The organism is Stenotrophomonas sp. YJH_SMC_14-1 (genome assembly GCF_059372275.1).
In genome coordinates, this window is sequence record NZ_JCAFVK010000001.1 from 594,893 (window position 1) to 614,680 (window position 19,788).

21 protein-coding genes are annotated in these 19,788 nt (G+C 67.0%); 5 read left to right on the top strand and 16 right to left on the bottom strand.

Going from position 1 to position 19,788, the window contains the following annotated elements:
- Positions 1–53: 53 nt before the first annotated feature.
- The 14 genes from AC5P9P_RS02885 to AC5P9P_RS02950 all read right to left on the bottom strand — a co-directional run bounded on the left by AC5P9P_RS02885 (position 54) and on the right by AC5P9P_RS02950 (position 12,612).
- Entirely contained in the window at positions 54–575 is a 522-nt protein-coding gene (locus tag AC5P9P_RS02885) for an HvfX family Cu-binding RiPP maturation protein (protein WP_164207890.1), read from the bottom strand.
- 26 nt (positions 576–601) lie between these two features.
- Positions 602–1,357 (bottom strand): HvfC family RiPP maturation protein, encoded by a 756-nt coding sequence (locus AC5P9P_RS02890; RefSeq protein ID WP_111108351.1) that lies wholly within the window; start codon positions 1,355–1,357, stop codon positions 602–604.
- Positions 1,350–2,225, bottom strand: coding sequence for an HvfB family MNIO-type RiPP peptide maturase (locus tag AC5P9P_RS02895; RefSeq protein WP_111108352.1), 876 nt, complete (start codon positions 2,223–2,225; stop codon positions 1,350–1,352). The genes AC5P9P_RS02890 and AC5P9P_RS02895 overlap by 8 nt, the downstream gene beginning before the upstream one ends.
- Positions 2,212–2,568 (bottom strand): hypothetical protein, encoded by a 357-nt coding sequence (locus AC5P9P_RS02900; RefSeq protein ID WP_033834113.1) that lies wholly within the window; start codon positions 2,566–2,568, stop codon positions 2,212–2,214. Before AC5P9P_RS02900 ends, AC5P9P_RS02895 begins: the two co-directional genes overlap by 14 nt.
- A gap of 258 nt (positions 2,569–2,826) precedes the next feature.
- The gene (gene phoU / locus AC5P9P_RS02905; protein WP_005408787.1) at positions 2,827–3,534 is read right to left on the bottom strand and encodes a phosphate signaling complex protein PhoU; all 708 of its coding nucleotides are present in this window, start codon (positions 3,532–3,534) and stop codon (positions 2,827–2,829) included.
- Between the two features lie 64 nt (positions 3,535–3,598).
- Positions 3,599–4,429, bottom strand: a complete 831-nt coding sequence (pstB, locus tag AC5P9P_RS02910; protein WP_005408788.1) for a phosphate ABC transporter ATP-binding protein PstB — start codon at positions 4,427–4,429, stop codon at positions 3,599–3,601.
- Positions 4,430–4,448: 19 nt separating this feature from the next.
- A complete protein-coding gene (pstA, locus tag AC5P9P_RS02915; RefSeq protein WP_005408789.1) occupies positions 4,449–5,312 on the bottom strand; it encodes a phosphate ABC transporter permease PstA in 864 nt (287 codons plus the stop codon).
- A complete protein-coding gene (gene pstC / locus AC5P9P_RS02920; RefSeq protein ID WP_005412771.1) occupies positions 5,312–6,280 on the bottom strand; it encodes a phosphate ABC transporter permease subunit PstC in 969 nt (322 codons plus the stop codon). The genes pstA and pstC overlap by 1 nt, the downstream gene beginning before the upstream one ends.
- An 81-nt stretch (positions 6,281–6,361) precedes the next feature.
- Positions 6,362–7,450 carry a phosphate ABC transporter substrate-binding protein PstS gene (gene pstS, locus AC5P9P_RS02925; RefSeq protein WP_005408791.1) on the bottom strand — a complete coding sequence of 363 codons (1,089 nt, stop codon included), beginning with the start codon at positions 7,448–7,450 and terminating at the stop codon, positions 6,362–6,364.
- A gap of 685 nt (positions 7,451–8,135) precedes the next feature.
- Positions 8,136–9,152 (bottom strand): phosphate ABC transporter substrate-binding protein PstS, encoded by a 1,017-nt coding sequence (gene pstS / locus AC5P9P_RS02930; protein WP_005408792.1) that lies wholly within the window; start codon positions 9,150–9,152, stop codon positions 8,136–8,138.
- Positions 9,153–9,374: 222 nt separating this feature from the next.
- Entirely contained in the window at positions 9,375–10,586 is a 1,212-nt protein-coding gene (locus AC5P9P_RS02935) for an OprO/OprP family phosphate-selective porin (RefSeq protein WP_005408793.1), read from the bottom strand.
- Positions 10,587–10,782: 196 nt separating this feature from the next.
- Complete coding sequence (gene nth, locus AC5P9P_RS02940) at positions 10,783–11,472, bottom strand: endonuclease III (RefSeq protein WP_111108353.1); 690 nt, start codon at positions 11,470–11,472, stop codon at positions 10,783–10,785.
- Positions 11,472–11,825 carry a hypothetical protein gene (locus AC5P9P_RS02945; protein ID WP_111108354.1) on the bottom strand — a complete coding sequence of 118 codons (354 nt, stop codon included), beginning with the start codon at positions 11,823–11,825 and terminating at the stop codon, positions 11,472–11,474. Before AC5P9P_RS02945 ends, nth begins: the two co-directional genes overlap by 1 nt.
- A 4-nt stretch (positions 11,826–11,829) precedes the next feature.
- The gene (locus AC5P9P_RS02950) at positions 11,830–12,612 is read right to left on the bottom strand and encodes an enoyl-CoA hydratase/isomerase family protein (protein WP_033834755.1); all 783 of its coding nucleotides are present in this window, start codon (positions 12,610–12,612) and stop codon (positions 11,830–11,832) included.
- Positions 12,613–12,779: 167 nt separating this feature from the next.
- Here AC5P9P_RS02950 and AC5P9P_RS02955 point away from each other — a divergent pair, with 167 nt between their 5' ends.
- The 3 genes from AC5P9P_RS02955 to AC5P9P_RS02965 all read left to right on the top strand — a co-directional run bounded on the left by AC5P9P_RS02955 (position 12,780) and on the right by AC5P9P_RS02965 (position 15,401).
- The gene (locus AC5P9P_RS02955) at positions 12,780–13,481 is read left to right on the top strand and encodes an FKBP-type peptidyl-prolyl cis-trans isomerase (RefSeq protein WP_005408797.1); all 702 of its coding nucleotides are present in this window, start codon (positions 12,780–12,782) and stop codon (positions 13,479–13,481) included.
- A gap of 217 nt (positions 13,482–13,698) precedes the next feature.
- Complete coding sequence (locus tag AC5P9P_RS02960) at positions 13,699–14,502, top strand: CoA pyrophosphatase (RefSeq protein WP_032965692.1); 804 nt, start codon at positions 13,699–13,701, stop codon at positions 14,500–14,502.
- Positions 14,499–15,401, top strand: a complete 903-nt coding sequence (locus AC5P9P_RS02965; RefSeq protein ID WP_049402709.1) for a sulfurtransferase — start codon at positions 14,499–14,501, stop codon at positions 15,399–15,401. Before AC5P9P_RS02960 ends, AC5P9P_RS02965 begins: the two co-directional genes overlap by 4 nt.
- A gap of 324 nt (positions 15,402–15,725) precedes the next feature.
- Here AC5P9P_RS02965 and AC5P9P_RS02970 read toward each other — a convergent pair whose 3' ends face one another.
- Positions 15,726–16,292: an N-acetylmuramoyl-L-alanine amidase gene (locus AC5P9P_RS02970; protein WP_049402710.1), complete on the bottom strand. Its 567-nt coding sequence runs from the start codon at positions 16,290–16,292 to the stop codon at positions 15,726–15,728.
- A gap of 72 nt (positions 16,293–16,364) precedes the next feature.
- On the opposite strand from AC5P9P_RS02970, the gene AC5P9P_RS02975 reads away from it, so the two are divergent.
- Positions 16,365–16,892 (top strand): alpha/beta hydrolase, encoded by a 528-nt coding sequence (locus AC5P9P_RS02975; protein ID WP_033834993.1) that lies wholly within the window; start codon positions 16,365–16,367, stop codon positions 16,890–16,892.
- A 145-nt stretch (positions 16,893–17,037) separates the two neighbouring features.
- Entirely contained in the window at positions 17,038–19,176 is a 2,139-nt protein-coding gene (gene rlmKL / locus AC5P9P_RS02980) for a bifunctional 23S rRNA (guanine(2069)-N(7))-methyltransferase RlmK/23S rRNA (guanine(2445)-N(2))-methyltransferase RlmL (RefSeq protein ID WP_049402711.1), read from the top strand.
- Positions 19,177–19,297: 121 nt separating this feature from the next.
- Here rlmKL and AC5P9P_RS02985 read toward each other — a convergent pair whose 3' ends face one another.
- Positions 19,298–19,771: a hypothetical protein gene (locus AC5P9P_RS02985; protein ID WP_033836021.1), complete on the bottom strand. Its 474-nt coding sequence runs from the start codon at positions 19,769–19,771 to the stop codon at positions 19,298–19,300.
- Between the last annotated feature and the right edge of the window lie 17 nt (positions 19,772–19,788).

Below are 19,788 nucleotides of genomic sequence, written 5' to 3' on the forward strand. Positions count from 1 at the left end.
TCCGGTAGGTGCCAACCTGGGGTGGCACGGTGCGCGCCGACCCAGGTTGGCACCTACCGGACTGCTGGCCGCGCAGGCGTGGCCGAGGGAGACCACCGTGCCAACCACGCATCCACGCTCAGCCTGCCGGCGCCGCTGAAAATCAACGGCAGCAGCATCGCCATGAACAGCACCGGCAGCTTGAAGTTGCCGAAGCCCTGATCAGTGATCGCATAGCCCATCGCGAGGTCGCCCAGCGAGTCCCATTGCATCGGCCAGTGCACGGCGTAGGTGGCCACCACGGTCAATACCAGCAGGCTGGCGGCGGCGAAACGCGTACCGAAACCCAACAGCAGGCAGGCCGCGCCGACCAGTTCGAACCAGGTCGCCAGCTGCCAGTTCAGCGTGCTCGGCAGCTGATCGAACGGGAACGGAAAGGCATCGTGCAGGTCGGCGAACCAGTTCTGGCCGTGCAGTTTCTCGCGGCCGGATTCGAAGTACTCCCAGGCCAGCAGCAGGCGCAGGCTGAGCGGGGCCAACCAGGGGGCGAGACGGTCCAGCTGGCCACGCGCGGTGGCCAGGGTCGGAAGGTTCATCAGGGGGTCTCCGCGAATGAGGTGTGTCAGGGAGGGGCTGTGAGCGGGCCGATCACGCCGGCCTGCAGGAACTGCCGCAGCAGCGCGGCACCGGGTTCGGCCAGCGCATCCTCGGCCAAGCCGTGCGCAGCGGCCAGACGCTGCAGGTAGGCCTGTCCATCAAGGCCGGGCTGTTCGCCGATGCTGGACAGCAGGAACACCGCCAGAGGGCTGAGCGCGGCGAATCGCACCTCGCCGTCGGCATCGCGGCGCACCAGAAGGCCAGTCGGCTCGGCCGGCGGCTCGGTCGGTGCGTCCTCGGCACCGAGCCGGTGCACCGGCCACTGGTACAGCAGCGGCCATGCCAACGGCGAGCGCTGCAGCGGCACCCGCAGCGGGTCGGTGTCGTCCTGCGCCGGCAGCGGTTCGGCATCCAGCTGGTACAGCGCGGTTTCCACCCACTCGTAGTGGGTCAGTTCGGCCAACGCCGGATGCGGCAGCTGTGGCTGCGCCTGCAGCCACTGCACGAATTCGGCGGCCAGTTCGGTGAACAGCGGTGTCTGGCAGCGATGGGTCGCGAAGTAATGGCGCACCAGTCCGCTCCAGGCCGGCTCGCCGAGCAGGCGCACGCAGACCGGGAAGCCGTTGCTCAACAGGCCGAGCAGGTTGTTGAACAGCAGTCGTTGGTATACCGCGACCCGGTGTGATTCCAGCCCGGCCGGTGGCGGCACGCCCTGTGGATCACGCAGATGGGCAGTGAATGCGTGCTGCTGCGCGCGCAGGGTGTCGGGAGCATCAGCCATGTGCGCTCCCGGCGTGCGTCGCCTGCAGGCGGCGGATGGTCTGCAGCTCGCCCTGCAGTTCGGCGTAGGGCGGGAAGTTGAAATCGCGCTCAAGCAGGGTGGGGCGCGGGCCGATGCGCGCGTAGGTACGCGCCAGCAGGTCCCAGACGGGATCGATCACCGCACTGCCATGGGTATCGATCTTCAGGTCCGGTGCCTCGTCCAGGTGCCCGGCCACGTGCAGGCAGACGATGCGTTCTGCGGGCAGCCCGGCAATGAAGGTGTCGGCGTCGTAGCCGTGGTTGCAGGCGTTGACGTAGACGTTGTTGACGTCCAGCAGCAGGTCGCAGTCGGCCTCGGCGAGCACGGCGTTGGTGAAGGCCAGCTCGTCCATCGCCGGCTCCGGCGCAAGGTAGTAGGACACGTTCTCCACTGCGATGCGGCGACCCAGCAGGTCCTGCACACGGGCGATGCGTGCGGCGGTATGGCGCACCGCTTCGTCGGTAAATGGAATCGGCAGCAGGTCGTACAGGTGGCCGTCGTCGCTGCAGTAGCTCAGGTGCTCGCTGTACAGCGGCACGCGGTGCTTTTCCAGGAACTGGCCGACCTGTTCCAGCAGCTGCGTATCCAGTGGCGCGCTGCCGCCCAGCGACAACGACAGGCCGTGGCAGCTCAACGGATGGCGCTGTGCCAGCTCGGCCAGTGCATCCCCGGCAGGACCACCGACATGGATCCAGTTCTCCGGCGCGCATTCGAGGAAATCGAAGTCGCCCGCCGGTGCATCACGCAGCTCCTGCAACAGCGCCCGGCGCAGCCCCAACCCGGCGGCCGCCGCACGAAGCGGCAACCGCGGGCTGACGACGCTGGCGCGGACGTCAGTGCTTGCCACCGCACTTGCCTTCGCCACACTTGCCTTCGGCCGCCTTCTTGTCGCCGGACGTGGCCTTGGCGCCTGCCGCAGCGCCGGCAGCCTTGCCCTTGTCGGCGCCGCACTTGCCTTCGGCGGTCTTGCCGTCGGTGCCACACTTGCCTTCGGCATGCTTGGTCGCGTCAGCGGCCATCTTGGTGTCGGCGGCCTTGGCGTCGGTACTGGCCTTGGCTGCCTGTCCGGCAACCAGGTAGCCCTGGGCGAGGTCGCTCATGCTCAGGGCCGAGGCACTGGCGGTCATGCCCAGGCCGGCGGCCAGGGCGGTAGCAGTCAGCAGGGACAGGGTCTTGTTGGAACTGCTCATCGGTCGTGCTCCTGGGTGGTGTGGGCGGGTGCCCGGATGGCCGGCAGGGATGCCGGTGGAAACGATGGTGCAGCGATCCTACTCAACGAATCCTCGCCAAGAACTCAAATTTTCGTGAGGTTTGTTACAGAAGCATCCGGAAGGTTCGCACCGGGCAAGCCCGGCGCCCACAACGCGGGTGGAACACCCCAAAAAAGAAGGCCGCTGTCACCAGGACAGCGGCCACCTTGGAGTCGACTCCGGTGTTGCAGTGCAGCGTCAGGGCTGGCCGGTGCTGGAGGTCTCGTCGCGCTTCTCGCGCGGCGGCAGCGGCTGCTCCCCGTGCACCAGGAACCACACGTTCTCGGCGATGTTGGTGGCGTGGTCGCCCACGCGCTCCAGGTTCTTGGCCATGAACAGCAGGTGCGTGCACGGAGTGATGTTGCGCGGGTCTTCCATCATGTAGGTCAGCAGCTCGCGGAACAGCGCGGTGTACTGCGCGTCCAGGCGGGCGTCGTCCTCGCGCAGTTCCAGTGCGGCGTCGGCGTCGTTGTCGCGGTAGGCGGCAATGGCACGACGGACCTGCTGCGCGGCCAGGCGGCCCAGCGCACGCAGGCCCTGGATCTGCGGCAGCGGCGGCACCTTGCCCAGCGCGATCGAACGCTTGGCGACGTTCGCTGCATAGTCGCCGATGCGTTCGATGTCGGCCGGGATGCGCAGGCCAGCGAGGATCTCGCGCAGGTCGCGCGCCATCGGGCCGCGCAGGGCCAGGCGCATCACGTCATGGCTGATCTGCTGCTCCAGCGCATCAATGGCTTCGTCGTTGGCGATGATGCGATGGGCGGCGTTCTCGTCGCGCTTCTCGATCACGTCCATCGACGCTTCGAGCTGGGCGACGGCCATCTCGCCCATGCGCACGATTTCGGCCACCAGGCGCTGCTGCTCTTCGTCGTAGCTCTTGACGATGTGGTCGTTGGGAAGGTTCATGGTCTGCAATCCGGGTAGAGCCAGGCCGTGCCTGGCTGGACATGTGGCGAAGGATCAGCGTCGATCAGCCGAAGCGACCGGTGATGTAGTCCTCGGTCTGCCGCTGCGACGGCTGCGAGAAGATCACTTCGGTGCGGTCGTGCTCGATCAGGTCGCCCAGGTACATGAAGGCGGTGTAGTCGGAAACGCGCGCGGCCTGCTGCATGTTGTGGGTGACGATGACGATGGTGTACTCGTGCTTGAGCTCTTCCACCAGCTGCTCGATGCGGCTGGTCGAGATCGGATCCAGCGCCGAGGTCGGCTCGTCCAGCAGCAGCACCGACGGGCGCAGCGCCACGGCACGGGCGATGCACAGGCGCTGCTGCTGGCCACCGGACAGGCCCAGCGCGCTCTGCCCCAGCTTGTCCTTCACTTCGTCCCACAGTGCGCCCTGGCGCAGTGCCTGCTCGACGCGGTCGGCCATGTCGGCCTTGCTCAGTTTCTCGTGGTGGCGGATGCCGTAGGCCACGTTCTCGAAGATGGTCATCGGGAACGGCACCGGCTTCTGGAACACCATGCCGACCTTGCTGCGCAGGCGGTTCATCGGGTACTTCGGCGACAGGATGTTTTCGCCGTCCAGCAGCACTTCACCGCGCGCTTCCAGCTTCGGGTACAGCGCGTAGATGCGGTTGAAGATGCGCAGCAGGGTCGACTTGCCGCAACCGGAGGGACCGATCAGCGCGGTCACGCGCTTTTCCGGAATCTCCAGGTTGATGCCCTTCAGGGCGTGGAACTTGTCGTAGTAGAAGTCCAGTCCACGTGCAGCCAGCTTCACCGGCGACGGCGTGTGCAGGCTCTCGTGCGAGGACGGCACGGCGATGCGCTGCATCGGCACGGCGTTGGAAAGGTCGTTCATGGCGTTGTCCACGGAAAGGTCAGTCATGGGAGATACGGTTGCGCAGCAGGATGCCGCGGGCGGCAAGGCTGACCAGCAACACGAAGACAGTCAGCACCAGGGCACCGGCCCAGGCCAGCACCTGCCAGGATTCATACGGGCTGCCGGCGAACTGGTTCATCACCACCGGCACCGAGGCCATCGGCTGGAAGATGTTGTTGTTCCAGTACTGGTTGCCGAAAGCGGTGAACAGCAGCGGCGCGGTCTCGCCGGAGATGCGGGCCAGCGCCAGCAGGATGCCGGTGATGATGCCGGCCGACGCGCTGCGGTACAGCACCTGCACGATCACCTTCCACTGCGGGATGCCCAGCGACAGGGCCGCTTCGCGCATCTGCGAGGGCACCAGCCGCAGCATCTCGTCGGTGGTGCGCACCACCACCGGCAGCACGATGAAGGCCAGCGACAGGGCACCGGCGAACGCCGAGAAGTTGCCGCCGGTCTGCATCACGTACAGGGTGTAGACGAACAGGCCCAGCACGATCGACGGTGCCGACAGCAGGATGTCATTGACGAAGCGGACCACGGTGCCGGCCTTGCGGGCGTTGCCGTACTCGGCCAGCCAGGTACCGGCCAGCACGCCCAGCGGCGTGCCGATGCCGATCGCCAGCGCACACATCACGGCACTGCCGAAGAAGGCGTTGGCGAGGCCACCGTCCTGCATCGGCGGCGGCGTCATCTTGGTGAACAGGTCCCAGTTGATGCCGGCCAGGCCTTTCGAGGCCAGGGTGAACAGGATCCAGCCCAGGAAGAACAGGCCGAACAGCGCGGTGGCGCAGGAGGCTGTGATCGCAACGACGTTGCCGATGCGGCGGCGCAGGTACAACGAATCAGCGGTGGTGGACATCAGTTGCCCTCCTTGCGGGACAGGCGCATCAGCATCAGGCGGGCGATGGCCAGCACCACGAAGGTGACGATGAAGAGGACGAAGCCGAGCAGCAGCAGGGCCGAGCGGTAGGTTTCAGTGGCTTCGCCGAAATCGTTGGCGATCAGCGCGGCGATGGTGGTGCCCGGCTCCAGCAGCGACGGCGACAGGCGCACGCTGTTGCCGATCACGAAGGCCACCGCCATCGTCTCGCCCAGGGCGCGGCCGAGGCCGAGGAAGATGCCGCCGATCACTGCCGAGCGGGTGTAGGGCAGGACGATGTCCCAGCTCACTTCCCACTTGGTGGAGCCCAGCGCGTACGCCGACTCCTTCAGGCGGGTGGGCACGGTCAGGAACACTTCGCGCATCACCGAGGAGATGAACGGAATGACCATGATGGCCAGCACGAAACCGGCGGTGAGCATGCCGATGCCCAGCGGCGGGCCCTGGAACATCGGGCCGATGATCGGCCATTCGCCCAGGGTCTCGTTGAGGAACGGGGTGACGTACTCGGTCATCACCGGCACCAGCACGAACAGGCCCCACATGCCGTAGATGATCGAGGGAATGCCGGCCAGCAGTTCGATGGCGGTACCGACCGGGCCACGCAGCCAGCGCGGCGCGACTTCGGTGAGGAAGAACGCGATACCGAAGCTGACCGGCACGGCGATGACCATCGCGATGACGGCGGTGACCAGGGTGCCGTAGATCGGGGCGAGCGCACCGAACTTGTTTTCGACCGGATTCCAGTCGGCGGAGAAGAAGAAGCTCAGGCCCTGCATCTGCAGGGCATGGCGGCCGCCCCACAGCATCGACAGCGCGGCGCAGGCCAGGGCGATCAGGACGAAGATGACGGTGCCGACCAGCACCCATCGGAACAGTTTGTCGTTGCGGGCATCACGCGCATCACGCGTGGACGGGGCGGCTACAGGCTGGGCGATGGCATTCATGGGGACGGCAGGGCCAGGAAGGGGCGGGGCGGCACGGCGTGGAAGAAACGGTGCCCGCGTGGGCGGGCACCGTCGTGTCCATCACTTCAGGTCGGTCGCCCAGTAGGCCTCGATCTGCTTGACCAGTTCGGCCGGCAGCGGCACGTAGTGCAGCTCGTTGGCCTGCGCCTGGCCGTTTTCGAAGGCCCACTTGAAGAAGGCCAGGGTGTCCTGGTTGCGCTTGGCGTCCTTCGGCTTCTTCTGCATCAGCATGAAGTTGGTGGCGGTGATCGGCCACGCCTGCTCGCCCGGAGCGTTGGTGATGACCAGGTTGAAGTCCTTGGCGCTGGCCCAGTCGGCGCTGGCGGCCGCGGCGGCGAAGGTTTCCGCGCTCGGCTCGACCCAGTTGCCGGCCGCGTTCTGCATGGCGGTGTACGGCATGCCGTTCTGCAGCGCGTAAGCCAGTTCGACGTAGCCGATCGAGCCCTTGATCTGCTTCACGTAGGAAGCGACGCCTTCATTGCCCTTGCCACCGACGCCGTCCGGCCACTGCACCGAGGTGCCTTCGCCGACCTTGCTCTTCCACTCCGGGCTGACCTTGGACAGGTAGTTGGAGAAGTTGAAGGTGGTGCCCGAACCGTCCGAACGGTGGACCAGGGTGATCTTGCCGTCCGGCAGCTTCACGCCCGGGTTGGCGGCGACGATGGCCGGATCGTTCCAGGTCTTGACCTTGCCCAGGAAGATGTCGGCCAGCAGGGCGCCGCTCAGGCGCAGCTTGCCGGCTTCCAGGCCTTCGATGTTGACCACCGGCACTACGCCGCCGATGGCGGACGGGAACTGCGCCAGGCCGGCCTGGGCCAGCTCTTCGCTGCTCAGCGGCTTGTCGGAGGAACCGAAGTCGACGGTGCCGGCCTTGATCTGGGCAATACCGCCGCCGGAGCCGATCGACTGGTAGTTGATCTTGGCGCCGGTGCTGGTGTTGTAGTCAGCCGACCACTTGGAGACCAGCGGGAAGATGAAGGACGCGCCCGCGCCGGACACTTCGGCGGTCACCTTGGCACCGGCAGCGGCCGGGGCGGCGGCGCCGTCGGCAGCCGGCTGCTGCGCGGCCTGCTTGTCGCCACCGCAGGCCGACAGGCCCAGGGCGATGGCCAGGGAAAGGGCGGCGAGGCCGGCCGAGTGCAGTTTCATGGTCACTCCATAGCGGGGAAGAGCCGACGTGGTCGGCGGATGCGGCTATGAAATGATGTTTTTGTTACAGCCGTATTACGACCATGACAGGGGTGTCCTGGATCACGTTCTGACAAGGGTTTCACAGGATTGGCGCCGATCCAGCAGGTGCCCGGAAACCCCCGATCTGCGCACCGATATGACGGTCGGTTGGCCCTTGTAGAGTTGAGCCATGCTCGACTGCTCCCTGTTCTCGGTAGGTGCGGACCGTTGGTCCGCACGCTCCAGCACCCAGCCGAGCGTGGGCTCGTCTCTACAAACGCTCCTGCCTTTGCTCCTGCCTTCCATGACCCCACCGCGCCCCCGATGAACAGTCGAGAGGCGGTGGGCCAGGGCGTGCAGGACCGTCCACGGCATGGATGCCGTGGACGAGCCCCCAAGGGTGAGGGCGGTTTGCCTGCGAGGCACTGCCTCGCAAGCGCCCGAACGCACAGCCGTCAGCGGCTGGGCCGGACCGCGGACCGGGGTTTACGGCGTGTCCCGGGCTGGCCCAGCGCCGACTCCGGGCAGTAGATTGGAAGCGCAGCGCTCTTCACGACCCATCCCCCAAAAACAAGAAGAGCGCGAGATCTCGAGGATCTCGCGCCCGGGTGGGAGCGGCGGGGGAGAGAGGACCCGCCGCCCCCGTTCCTGCGGGGGAACGCGCTTACTTCAGGTTCTGCGACCAGTAGGTCTCGATCTGGCGGACCAGGCTGTCCGGCAGCGGCACGTAGTCCAGCTGGCGGGCCTGGGCGTCGCCATTCTTGTAGACCCAGCGGAAGAACTCCTGGGTCGCCTTGCCATTGGCAGCATTCTTCGGCGTCTTCTGCACCAGGATGAAGTTGGTGGCGGTGATCGGCCAGGACTCGGCGCCCGGCGCGTTGGTCATCACCAGGTAGAAGTCGCGGGCGTTGGCCCAGTCGGCGCTGGCGGCAGCGGCCGCGAACGAGGTGTCGCTCGGCTGCACGAACTTGCCGGCGGCATTCTTCATCGCGGTGTAGGAGAGCTTGTTCTGCAGCGCGTAGGACAGTTCGACATAGCCGATGCCGCCCTTGATCTGCTTCACATAGGCGGCAACACCTTCGTTGCCCTTGCCGCCGATGCCGGCCGGCCACTGCACCGAGGTGCCTTCACCGACCGAGCTCTTCCACTCCGGGCTGACCTTGGACAGGTAATTGACGAAGTTGAAGGTGGTGCCCGAGCCGTCCGAACGATGCACGACGGTGACCTTGGCGTTGGGCAGGGTCACGCCCGGGTTCAGCGCGGCGATGGCCGGGTCGTTCCAGGTCTTGATCTTGCCCAGGAAGATGTTGGCCAGCACCGCGCCGTCCAGCTTCAGCGCGCCCGGCGCGATGCCGGCCACGTTGACCACCGGCACCACGCCGCCGATCACCGACGGGAACTGCGCCAGGCCCGCGGCAGCCAGGTCTTCCGGCTTCAGCGGCGCGTCGGAGGAGCCGAAATCAACGGTCTTGGCCTTGATCTGGGCAATGCCGCCGCCGGAACCGATGGACTGGTAGTTGACCTTGTTGCCGGTTGCGGTGCTGTAGTCGGCCGACCACTTGGACATGACCGGGTAGATGAACGATGCGCCCGCGCCGGTGATATCGGCGGCGTTGGCGGCGAACACGGACGATGCGGCCAGGATGGCGACAGCGGCGCGCGACTTGAAGGCGTGGATCACGGGGAGACTCCTGGGGTGGTGGTCGAAGGGCGGTTGCCCGACGTTTCGGTGCACATTCCATAACGGTTGCGTGACACCCCCGCGTCTGTCATATGACGCGGGCGTGACACGCGTCATGAGCGATGTCACGTCCGCTGCGCCGGCAGGGCAGCGCGGCTACCGATGCAACGACGAAGGCACGGCCGGGGCCGTGCCTTCGCGGGTCAACGCAGGGGGCTGGACTTACCAGAAGAACTGCGCGCGGGCTTCCAGGATGTTGGGATCATCGTTGACGAAACCGCGCGCCGTGGAGCTGTACTTCTTGCTGTCGACCATCACGTAGTTGAGCATCAGCTTGAAGTTGGAACGCAGGTACCAGTTGGCGCCCACGGTCCAGATGTCCATCTTGCCACCCAGCACGCCATCGACGATCGGCGGGCGACCGGCAACCGGGTTGGCGGCGAGGTTGCCGTCATTGAGGTCCATGTGGTCGTAGCGCACGCCCAGCTGCCACTGGCCGCCGGCCGGGTTGTTCGGCAGGCCGGTGCCCGGGGTCCCGCCCTTGTAGCTCCAGGTCTCGCCGGTGACGTTCCACACGCCGCTGATGTAATAGCCGTCGCTGGTGTAGTTGTCGTGGTCGTAGCGCTTGGCCTTGCTGGTGTAGTACTCGGCCTGGGCCTTGAACGGGCCCTGGAAGTACATCGCTTCGGCGCCGATGGTGCTGACGCGGTCGGTGTCGGTCAGGTTGCCGCTGTCGACCAGGCGGGCCGTGGCGAGGTCGGCATTCGGACGTGCACGCACGCGCAGGGTGTCGGCGTCGGTGTCGTAGTTGACGTAGCTCAGTCCGAAGTGCAGGACCTGGCCCTTTTCATTGATCGGGGCCCAGGTGCCACGCGCGCCGTAGCCGCTGCCGTGGGCCAGGTTGCGGGTCAGCTCGCGGCCGAAGGCGCTGGCAGTCACCGACCAGTTGTCCTGGCCGTAGCTGTACGCGCCGCCCAGGCGGCGGGCGATGGCATAGGTGTTGGTGACCGCTGCCTTGGAAATGAAATCGTTGTTCTTGGTGCTGGACAGTTCTTCCAGGCTGTTGGGCTGCTTGAACTGGCCCAGCTGCAGGAAGTGGTTGGCGTTGCCCAGCAGCTTGTACTTCACGTTGGTGTCGAGGAACTTGTCGGCCTTGGCGTCATAGCCGACCACCCACTCCACGTTGCCCGGGCCCTTGCCCTTCAGCACCAGCTCGGCGCGACGCAGTTCGAATTCGCTGTTCTTGCCGTTGCCGGCGTCGCCACCGTTGAGGTCGACCACATCGTTGTGGAACCAGTTGCCATCGGCCTGGACCAGGCCTTCGAAGGTGATTTCCGAACCGCCGATCACGTCGATGGCGACTTCGGCGTGTGCAGCCGGCACATACAGCGCAGCAGCCACGGCCACCGTCAGGAGTTGGTGATGCAGTTTCATGGAGAGGAGCCTTGCAGGCAGGTGGGAAGATGCGCGCAGGCTAGAAGGTAAAGATTGCGTAAATGTGACAGTTCACGCGCGGCAGACATTCACCGCAGGCCCCGTCGCGGCAGGGCCTGCCATTGAACCCGCTTGCGTATGACGCCCGGATTGCGCCTTGGTTGCAGTCGATCCACGCCCTGCATGGATGCGGCCGTCACTCGGCCGGGGTCTTGTCCTTGAACCGGCACAGATCGGCGATCACGCATCCCGGGCAATCCGGCTTGCGCGCCTTGCACACATAACGTCCGTGCAGGATCAGCCAGTGATGCGCGTCGAGCAGGAATTCGGCGGGGATCACCTTCACCAGCTTGTCTTCCACTTCGCGCACATTCTTTCCCGGGGCCAGGCCGGTACGGTTGGAGACGCGGAAGATATGCGTGTCCACCGCCATCACCGGCTCGCCGAAGGCGGTGTTGAGCACCACGTTGGCGGTCTTGCGGCCCACGCCCGGCAGTGCTTCCAGCGCATCGCGATCGCGCGGCACTTCACCACCATGCTTTTCCAGCAGGATCGCGCAGGTGGCGATCACGTTCTTCGCCTTGGCGTTGAACAGGCCGATGGTGGCGATGTACTGCTTCAGTCCTTCTTCGCCAAGCGCGAGGATCTTCGCCGGCGTGTTGGCCATCGGGAACAGGCGGCGCGTGGCCTTGTTGACGCCGACGTCGGTGGCCTGCGCCGACAGCGCCACCGCCACCAGCAGCTCGAACGGCGAGCTGTACTCCAGTTCGGTCTTCGGGTGCGGGTTGAGTTCGCGCAGGCGGGTGAACATTTCCACCACGTCGGCGCGCGGCATCGTGCCGCCACGCCGCGCCGGGGCGCGTGCGGTTTTCTTCGTGGTCGCCATTACTGCTCCTTGCCGCTGGCGCGGGCCTTGGCCCGGGCGAGGATGGCGGCGGCCGCGGCGGGCAGGGCGGGCTTCACGTCCGGCGCCGGGGCGGGCGTGCGCCGCGCGTCGCGTTCGGCTTCGCGGCGGGCCAGTCGCACCGCACGGGCGCGGTAGCGTTCGCGTGCCGCCCAGGCGGCCTGAAGCTGCTGCTGGGCCTGCTGCAACCGCTGCGAGAGTTCCGGGTGGCCGGGCAGCAACTGCGCGTCGTCGGCGCGGGCGACATAGTCCATCAGCCCGGCCTGCAGGGCGCCGTCGAGATCGTCTGCCTGGACCCGGGCAAACAGCTGCGCGGGGTTGGGTCGGGATGCCATGGCGTCAGCGGTTCTGGAAGGCCGGCGGGCGGCGCTGCAGGAAGGCGCTGGTTCCTTCGCGCATGTCCTCGGTGGCGAACAGCAGGCCGAACTGTGCGCTTTCGTATTCCAGCCCGGCTTCCAGGCTGCATTCGCCGCCCACGTGCACCGCATCGAGCAGGCCGCGCAGGGCCAGCGGCGCCGAGCGTGCCAGCTGCCGGGCGATGTCCTGCACGCGGTTGTCCAGCGCGTCGGCCGGTACCACCTCGTTGACGATCCCCAGTTCCAGCGCACGTGCGGCATTGATCGGTGCACCCAGCAGGCATAGCTCCAGGGTGGCGGCGCGGCCGCACAGGCGCAGCAGGCGCTGGCTGCCGCCGAAGCCGGGAATCAGCCCGAGATTGATTTCCGGTTGGCCGACTTTGGCGGTATCGGCGGCAATGCGCAGGTGGCAGGCCATGGCCAGTTCCAGGCCGCCGCCCAGGGCAAAACCGTTGACGCGGGCGATGACCGGTTTGGGCATGCGCTCGATCTGGCGCATCAGGGCCTGGCCCAGCAGCGAGAAATCACGTCCCTGAACCGCGCTGAGTGTGTTCATCTCGGCGATGTCAGCGCCAGCCACGAACGCCTTCGGGCCGGCACCGGTCAGCACCACCACGCGGATCTCCGGGTCTGCGGCGGCGGCGCTGAAGGCCTCGGCCAGGGCCTGCAGGGTCGCGGCGTTCAGAGCGTTGAGCTTGTCCGGGCGCTGGACGGTCACGGTGCGGATGGCGCCGTCGTCGGCGACAGCGATCAGGGCATCGGCCACGGGGAAACTCCTGGAACGTTAAAAAAAAGTGATATTGAACTCCGCGAACGCAGACGGGTCATAGCCTGCATCGTGAGTAGCGGTTACACGTTGCGCCCGTTATCCTAACCCGTCGCCTCAGGGCGGCGCAGAACGTCCCTGAGTTACCACCCCTGGAGAACTGTTTGATGAAGTTGCGTTCTATCGCGGTCGCCGTCGCGGCCCTGGCCCTGACGGGCAATGCCTTCGCCCAGGACGTCTCGTCCGAAAAGGGCAAGCTGAGCTACTACTTCGGTTACGACTACGGCAACAACCTGGCGGAGCTGACCGGTCGTGGTGAACAGCTGGACATCAACTCGGTGGTGAAGGGCCTGCAGGATGCCTACGCCAAGAAGCAGCCGGCGATCACCGCCGAGCAGCTGAAGCCGGCCGTTGAAGCGTTCCAGAAGCGCGAGCAGGGCCGTGCCCAGGCTGCCAAGGCCGAGTACGAGAAGGCTGCTGCCGAAAACAAGACCAAGAGCGATCAGTTCATCGCGGCGAACAAGGCCAAGGCCGGCGTGCAGTCGCTGCCGAGCGGCGTCCAGTACCGCGTGATCGAAGCCGGCAAGGGTGCCAAGCCGACCCAGGCCAGCACCGTGCAGCTGGAAGTGGCCGGTCCGTTCCCGTACGGCCAGCGCCCGACCGAAGCCCGCCCGGCCCAGCAGATCCCGTCGATCAAGGTCAGCGAAGTCGAAATGAAGGCCATGCGCGAGACCCTGCTGCAGATGCCGGCCGGCTCGAAGTGGGAAGTCACCCTGCCGCCGGACCAGGCCTACGGTGCGGACCCGCGCACCCCGTTCCCGCCGAACGTGGCTGTGCAGTTCGAGATCAAGCTGGTCAGCGTCAAGTAAATCGAAGCAGTAAACCAAACGCGCCGGTGATTCCACCGGCGCGTTTTTGTTTGCGCAGTGCCTGACGGTAGAGTCGACTGTCAGTCGACTGCTCTTGGGTCACATCGGGGAAACGCCCGCGCTGCGCGCGCGAGTCGACTGACAGTCGACTCTACCGTCCGACCGGCCCACCCGCGCAAATTCAGCCCGTTCGCGCTACTGTTGCCGGGTGCAAACAATGGAAGAAACGGCGCGTGTTGTCGCAAGTCCCTGCATCGGAGTGTGCACGCTGGATCCGCACCGGCAGTGCACCGGCTGCGGACGTCATATCGATGAAATCGCACGGTGGCCGTCGATGAGCAACGACGAACGCAGTCGCATCCTGCATCGCGTGCAGCCTTTGCGGGCGCAGCTCCAGCAATCACTGCGCGGCTCGCTGGCCGACCACGAACGTTTGATGCGCGCGCTGCATCCGTTGGCCGATCCGCCGGCCGGCGATGGCTGGAACCGCAGCGAGCTGATCGATCTGCTGCCGCCCGGGCCTCCGGTGGAAGCGGCCGTGCTCGCGGGAATCGTGCCGCGCGCCAGTGGCGCGCAGGTGATCCTCACCCGTCGCACCGAAACCCTGCGCACGCACGGTGGCCAGGTCGGATTCCCCGGCGGCCGCACCGAGCCCGACGACCGCGACGCACTGGCGGCAGCATTGCGCGAGAGCCAGGAAGAAATCGCCTTGGCTCCGGGCCAGGTGCAGGCGCTGGGCTATCTCGATCCCTTCGTGACGATCACCGGCTATCGGGTCACCCCGGTGGTGGCGGTGGTCGATCCGGACTTCGTGCCGGTGCCGCAGCCCAGCGAAGTGGCCGAGGTGTTCGAGGTGCCGCTGGACTACCTGATGGCGGCGGACAACCTGCGCCAGGTCGAAATCAACCATCGCGGCCGCATCCGTCACGTCCTTGAGTACAGCTGGCCCGGCCAGCGCATCTGGGGTGCCACCGCGGCCATTCTCTACAACCTGCGTCGCCGCCTGGAGCAAGTGCAATGAACCCGATCGATCCGCCGTGGACCACCCTGGTCGATGTCGCCACCCTGGCTGCCGCGTTGGGCGAGGGCATCCGTGTGGTCGACGCACGCGCCACCGCCAGCACCGCGGTGCGCGTGGTTGATGCACGTTCCTCGCTGGCCGATCCGCAGGCGGGCAGCGGCCAATACCTGGCAGGTCATATCCCGGGTGCGGTGTATGCCGATCTGAATCGTGACCTGTCCGATCTGTCGCGCGTCGGCCATGGTCGCCATCCGCTGCCGGACAGCGATGCCTTCGCCGCGAAGCTCGGCCAGTGGGGTATCGGTCCTGACACGCAGGTGGTGGTCTACGACGGCAGCGACGGCAGCATGGCCGCCTCGCGCCTGTGGTGGCTGCTGCGCCTGATCGGGCACAGCAAGGTGGCCGTGCTCGATGGTGGTATCGCCGCGTGGCAGGCCGCAGGGCAACCTTTGGCGACGGGGCCGGACGAGGTGACCACGCTGCCGGCTTACCCGGGCCGTTTCGACACCACCCGGATCGCCAATGCCGAGGAGATCAGCGCACGCCTGAAGCACGCGCCGGGCTGGCTGGTCGACGCACGCGCGGGCGAACGCTTCCGCGGCGAAGTCGAGCCGCTGGACCCGGTCGCCGGCCACGTACCCGGCGCGGTCAACCGTCCGTTTGCGTTGAACGTCGCCGACGGCCGGCTGCGCGATGCACAGGAACTGCGCGTCGAGCTGCAGGGTGTGATCGGCAACCGTGATCCGCAGCAGGTGGTGCTGATGTGCGGCTCCGGCGTGACCGCCTGCCACCTGCTGCTGGCGATGGAAAGCGCAGGCTTGAGCGGCGCACGCATCTACGCCGACTCCTGGAGCGGTTGGGTGAGCGACAGCAGCCGCCCGGTGGCGACCGGTACCTGAGAAGCGCGGGTTCGGATCCGTTTTCCAACGGAAAACGGCTCTGACCCCATCGAGCGTAAATCGGGGGTCAGAGCCCGTTGCGTGGCCACGGGATCCGACTCCGTGCCGACCAAGGTCGGCACCCACCAACAGCGGCAGAAATCTGTCGAAGGCGGGGTGGGGCCGGTTGCGGGGGTGTCCGCGGCATGGATGCCGCGGCCAAGCCCCCATGGACGGGTTTACGGCGTCCCCCACAACCGGACCCACCCCGCCATCCCCCGGAATGCCAGCTCTTGACGTTGACGTTGCCGTTGCTTCTGCGGGTGCAGGGCGCAGCCCTGCCGCTTACCCAACCGGCTGCAGCGGCACCTTCGCCAGCACCCGCGCCCACGGGAACAACGGCCCCGGATCACGCTTGCGCGCCACCATCAGCGTCGGATCATCGCTGGCCGGCACCTGCTCCCGATCAAGCTGGTCATGCCCGGCAATCCGCTGCAGCGACGGATAGCGTGCCACCAGCGCCAACAGCAGCTGTTCCAGCGCTTCCACCTGCGCCTCGGTGTAGGCCTCGTCCATCGCCTGGTGACGGCTGTCGAACCAGTGCGGGTAGCGCCCGGTATTGACCAGTTCGATACCCAGCGTATGCGCGTTCATGCCGCGCACGTGGTGGGCCACCCGTTCCGGTGCCACGTACTGCACCACGCTGCCATCGCGGTCGATGTAGAAATGCCCGCTGTTGCCGGCACCACTGTCGTACAGCACACGCTCGCCGTACTCGCGGGCCATCGCCAGGTCGGGCAGCTCGGTGCAGTGGATCACCACCATCTCCAGCGTGGCCGGGTCGCGCAGTGGCAGGCGGTCTTCGTAGGGCAGGGGCTGCAGCTGCAGGCCGGGCAGGAGCGGGTTGGGCATCCGGCGATGCTAGCATTGCGGCATGAACCTGCCTTCCCTTTCCTTGTCGGCCCGTTCGTGCGGAGCGCACGCATGAGCCGCGGCCACTGCATCCTGTCCCACGGCTTCGAGAGCGGCCCGGAAGCGACCAAGGTCACCGCGCTGGCCGAGGTGGCACAGCGCCTGGGCTGGACCCACGAGCGCCCCGACTACACCGACCTGGATGCGATGAGCGAGGTCAGCCGGGTAGGCGATGTGCCGACCCGCCTGCGCCGCCTGGTCGAGCGCGCCGCCATCGCCGCCCGGCAGGGCCCAGTGGTACTGGCCGGTTCCAGCCTGGGCGCCTACATCTCCGGCATCGCCTCGCTGCAGGTACCGGTCGCCGGCCTGTTCCTGATGGTGCCGCCGACTACGATGGGCCCGATGCCGGCGCTGGACGCCGCCGCCGTGCCGACCACCGTGGTCCAGGCCTGGCATGACGATGTGGTCCCGGCCGCCGGAGTGATCGCCTGGGCGCAGGCGCGTTCGGCGCAGCTGCTGCTGGTCGACGACGGCCACCGCCTGGAGCACCACGTGGAGGCCTCCGCACAGGCCTTCGAGCGCCTGTTGCGGCAACTGTGAAGCCCGGGCGCAAGGCGCGCCTGCCCGCATTGACTACAATGGCAGCCCCGCCGCCCCCGGCGCGGGCCTGCCGGCCGTGCCTACGGCCCTCCTTTCCGACCGGCGCGGCCCCTGTGCCGCGCCCGACCACCTGCGAACCGACCCCGTGAAATTCTTCGTCTCCTGCGCCAAGGGCCTGGAATACCTGCTTGCCGATGAACTGTCGGCCCTGGGCCTTGGCAAGGCCACTGCCACCATTGCCGGCGTCAACGCCGAGGGCGAACTGGAGCAGGCGCTGCGGATCGTGATGTGGTCACGCCTGGCCAGCCGCGTGCTGTGGCCGATCGACGAGTTCGAGTGCCCGGACGAGCAGGCTCTGTACGACGGCGTGCGTGCGCTGCCGTGGCATGAGCACATCAAGCCGGAGATGACCCTGGCGGTGGACGCACACGTGTCCGGCGACAAGATCACCCATGCCCGCTTCGCCGCGCAGCGGATCAAGGACGCCATCGTCGACCGCATGCGCGATGAAGGCCTGGAGCGCCCTTCGGTCAACACCGATCTGCCCGATGTGCGCGTCAACCTGTCGCTGCGCAAGGGCCGCGCTTCGTTGTCGATCGACCTCGGCGGTGGCCCGCTGCATCGCCGTGGCTGGCGTGGCGCCGCCCACGAGGCACCGCTGAAGGAAAACCTGGCCGCCGCGCTGCTGCTGCGCGCGCAGTGGCCGCGCCTGCACGCCGCCGGTGGCGGCCTGCTGGACCCGATGTGCGGCAGCGGCACGCTGCTGATCGAAGGCGCGCTGATGGCCGCCGACGTCGCCCCGGGCCTGATGCGCCACGGCAGCCTGCCGCCGAGCCGTTGGCTGGGCTTCGACAAGGCGGCCTGGAAGACCCTCCAGAGCGAAGCACGCGATCGCGAGGCCGCCGGCCTGGCCGCGCTGAAGCCGGTCATCCACGGCAGCGACATCGATCCGACTGCGATCCAGGCGGCATGCGAGAATGCCGAGGTCGCGGGCGTCGCTCATGCGATCCGCTTCACTCGTGCCGATGTGGCCGACCTGGCCGCGCCGGAGCAGGAGATCGGTGCGGTGGTCTGCAACCCGCCCTACGACGAGCGCCTGGCCGCCGATCCGGCGCTGTACCGCGCACTGGGCAACGCCCTGCAGAAGGCGGTGCCGCAGTGGCGTGCCAGCCTGCTGTGCGGCAACGACGAGCTGGCCTTCGCCACCGGCCTGCGCGCCAGCAAGAAGTACCAGATGTTCAACGGTGCGCTGGAATGCGCGCTGATCGTCTGCGATCCGATTGCCGTGCCGGGCCGTGATCCGGCACAACCGCGCGAGCTGAGCGAAGGTGCGCAGATGGTGGCCAACCGCCTGCGCAAGAACCTGAAGAAGTTCAAGAGCTGGCGCGCCCGCGAGCACATCACCTGCTTCCGTGCCTATGACGCCGACCTGCCGGAATACGCGGCCGCCATCGACGTCTACGAGGAAGACGGTGGCAAGCGCCGTACCTTCCTGCACGTGCAGGAATACGCCGCACCGGCCGCGATTCCGGAGAACGACGTGCGCCGCCGCCGCAACGAACTGCTGGCTGCCGCGCGCGAAGTATTCGGCGTGCCGCCGGAGCAGGTCTCGATGAAGTCGCGCGAGCGCGGCAAGGGCGGCAGCAAGTACGGCCGCTTCGAGCAGCGAGATGAATTCATCGTAGTGCGCGAGAACAACGCACTGCTGCAGGTGAACCTGTTCGACTATCTCGATACCGGCCTGTTCCTCGACCATCGCCCGCTGCGCCGGATGATGGCCGAGCAGGTGCGTGGCAAGCGTTTCCTCAACCTGTTCTGCTACACCGGCGTGGCCAGCGTGCAGGCCGCCGTGGCTGGTGCCGCCAGCACCACCAGCGTCGACCTGTCGGCCACTTACCTGCAGTGGTGCTACGACAACCTGGCGTTGAACGGGCAGGGCGGCAACCAGCACCTTCTGGTGCAGGCCGATGCGATGGCCTGGCTGGAAGGCGACCGTGGCCAGTACGACGTGATCTTCTGTGACCCGCCGACCTTCTCCAACTCCGCACGCGCCGATGACTTCGACGTGCAGCGCGAACAGCTGAAGCTGCTGCGCGCGGCGGTGGCGCGGCTGGCACCGGGGGGCGTGCTGTACTTCTCGAACAACTTCCGCCGTTTCAAGCTGGAAGAAAACGCCATTGCCGAATTTGCCCAGTGCCGCGAGATCACCGCGCGCACCATCGGCCCGGACTTCGAGCGCAACGCGCGCATCCATCGCGCGTGGGAATTGAAGCGGTTGGGGTAATCCCGGTAGTGCCGGCCGCTGGCCGGCAACTGCGTCAGAACCGTGGAAGGTCCGCGGGATGCCGGCCAGCGGTCGGCATTACCGCATCTGGTCCGTAGGTCCACGCCATGCGTGGATCGACCTAAAGCACCAACAATCGCCCCGGCGCATGGGCCAGGGGCCAATGGCCCTGTTCGTACAGCGCAAGCACAGGCTCCCAGTGTGCCGGCAGGCCGAGATGCATCTCCAGCAGGCGTTGCCGGAAGGCGAACATCGCTCCATCGCGCGCCACCAGCTGCAGGTCATGTGCACCGCAGCGCAGTGCCGGCAGATCCAGCGCCGAAAGCGCGCGCATCAACGTGCGGTTGAGTTCGCGTCGGGCGTCGGCCAGTTCGGCGGGATGGGGCAGGGCGCCGTGAAACGGATCCGAATCGCCCAGTGTTGTGGGCATCCATTCGAAACCATCGGTATCGATGGTCCGCATTGCTTCGGCCAGCGACCGAACGGCGACGACGCCGGCCGTTATGGGCAGTGTTTCACCCAACCGGGAAAAAAAGCCGATTCCAGACATCCGCTGCAGCATGCTATCCATACGGGCATTGTAGATCCACGCCAAGCGTGGATGCCGCTGTC

Bases quoted from the DNA above. Each gene is read 5' to 3' on its own strand.
- AC5P9P_RS02885 (WP_164207890.1), bottom strand. From the start codon at position 575: ATGAACCTTCCGACCCTGGCCACCGCGCGTGGCCAGCTGGACCGTCTC.
- AC5P9P_RS02890 (WP_111108351.1), bottom strand. From the start codon at position 1,357: ATGGCTGATGCTCCCGACACCCTGCGCGCGCAGCAGCACGCATTCACT.
- AC5P9P_RS02900 (WP_033834113.1), bottom strand. From the start codon at position 2,568: ATGAGCAGTTCCAACAAGACCCTGTCCCTGCTGACTGCTACCGCCCTG.
- phoU (WP_005408787.1), bottom strand. From the start codon at position 3,534: ATGAACCTTCCCAACGACCACATCGTCAAGAGCTACGACGAAGAGCAG.
- pstB (WP_005408788.1), bottom strand. From the start codon at position 4,429: ATGAACGACCTTTCCAACGCCGTGCCGATGCAGCGCATCGCCGTGCCG.
- pstA (WP_005408789.1), bottom strand. From the start codon at position 5,312: ATGTCCACCACCGCTGATTCGTTGTACCTGCGCCGCCGCATCGGCAAC.
- pstC (WP_005412771.1), bottom strand. From the start codon at position 6,280: ATGAATGCCATCGCCCAGCCTGTAGCCGCCCCGTCCACGCGTGATGCG.
- pstS (WP_005408791.1), bottom strand. From the start codon at position 7,450: ATGAAACTGCACTCGGCCGGCCTCGCCGCCCTTTCCCTGGCCATCGCC.
- AC5P9P_RS02935 (WP_005408793.1), bottom strand. From the start codon at position 10,586: ATGAAACTGCATCACCAACTCCTGACGGTGGCCGTGGCTGCTGCGCTG.
- nth (WP_111108353.1), bottom strand. From the start codon at position 11,472: ATGGCGACCACGAAGAAAACCGCACGCGCCCCGGCGCGGCGTGGCGGC.
- AC5P9P_RS02945 (WP_111108354.1), bottom strand. From the start codon at position 11,825: ATGGCATCCCGACCCAACCCCGCGCAGCTGTTTGCCCGGGTCCAGGCA.
- AC5P9P_RS02955 (WP_005408797.1), top strand. From the start codon at position 12,780: ATGAAGTTGCGTTCTATCGCGGTCGCCGTCGCGGCCCTGGCCCTGACG.
- AC5P9P_RS02960 (WP_032965692.1), top strand. From the start codon at position 13,699: ATGGAAGAAACGGCGCGTGTTGTCGCAAGTCCCTGCATCGGAGTGTGC.
- AC5P9P_RS02965 (WP_049402709.1), top strand. From the start codon at position 14,499: ATGAACCCGATCGATCCGCCGTGGACCACCCTGGTCGATGTCGCCACC.
- AC5P9P_RS02970 (WP_049402710.1), bottom strand. From the start codon at position 16,292: ATGCCCAACCCGCTCCTGCCCGGCCTGCAGCTGCAGCCCCTGCCCTAC.
- AC5P9P_RS02975 (WP_033834993.1), top strand. From the start codon at position 16,365: ATGAGCCGCGGCCACTGCATCCTGTCCCACGGCTTCGAGAGCGGCCCG.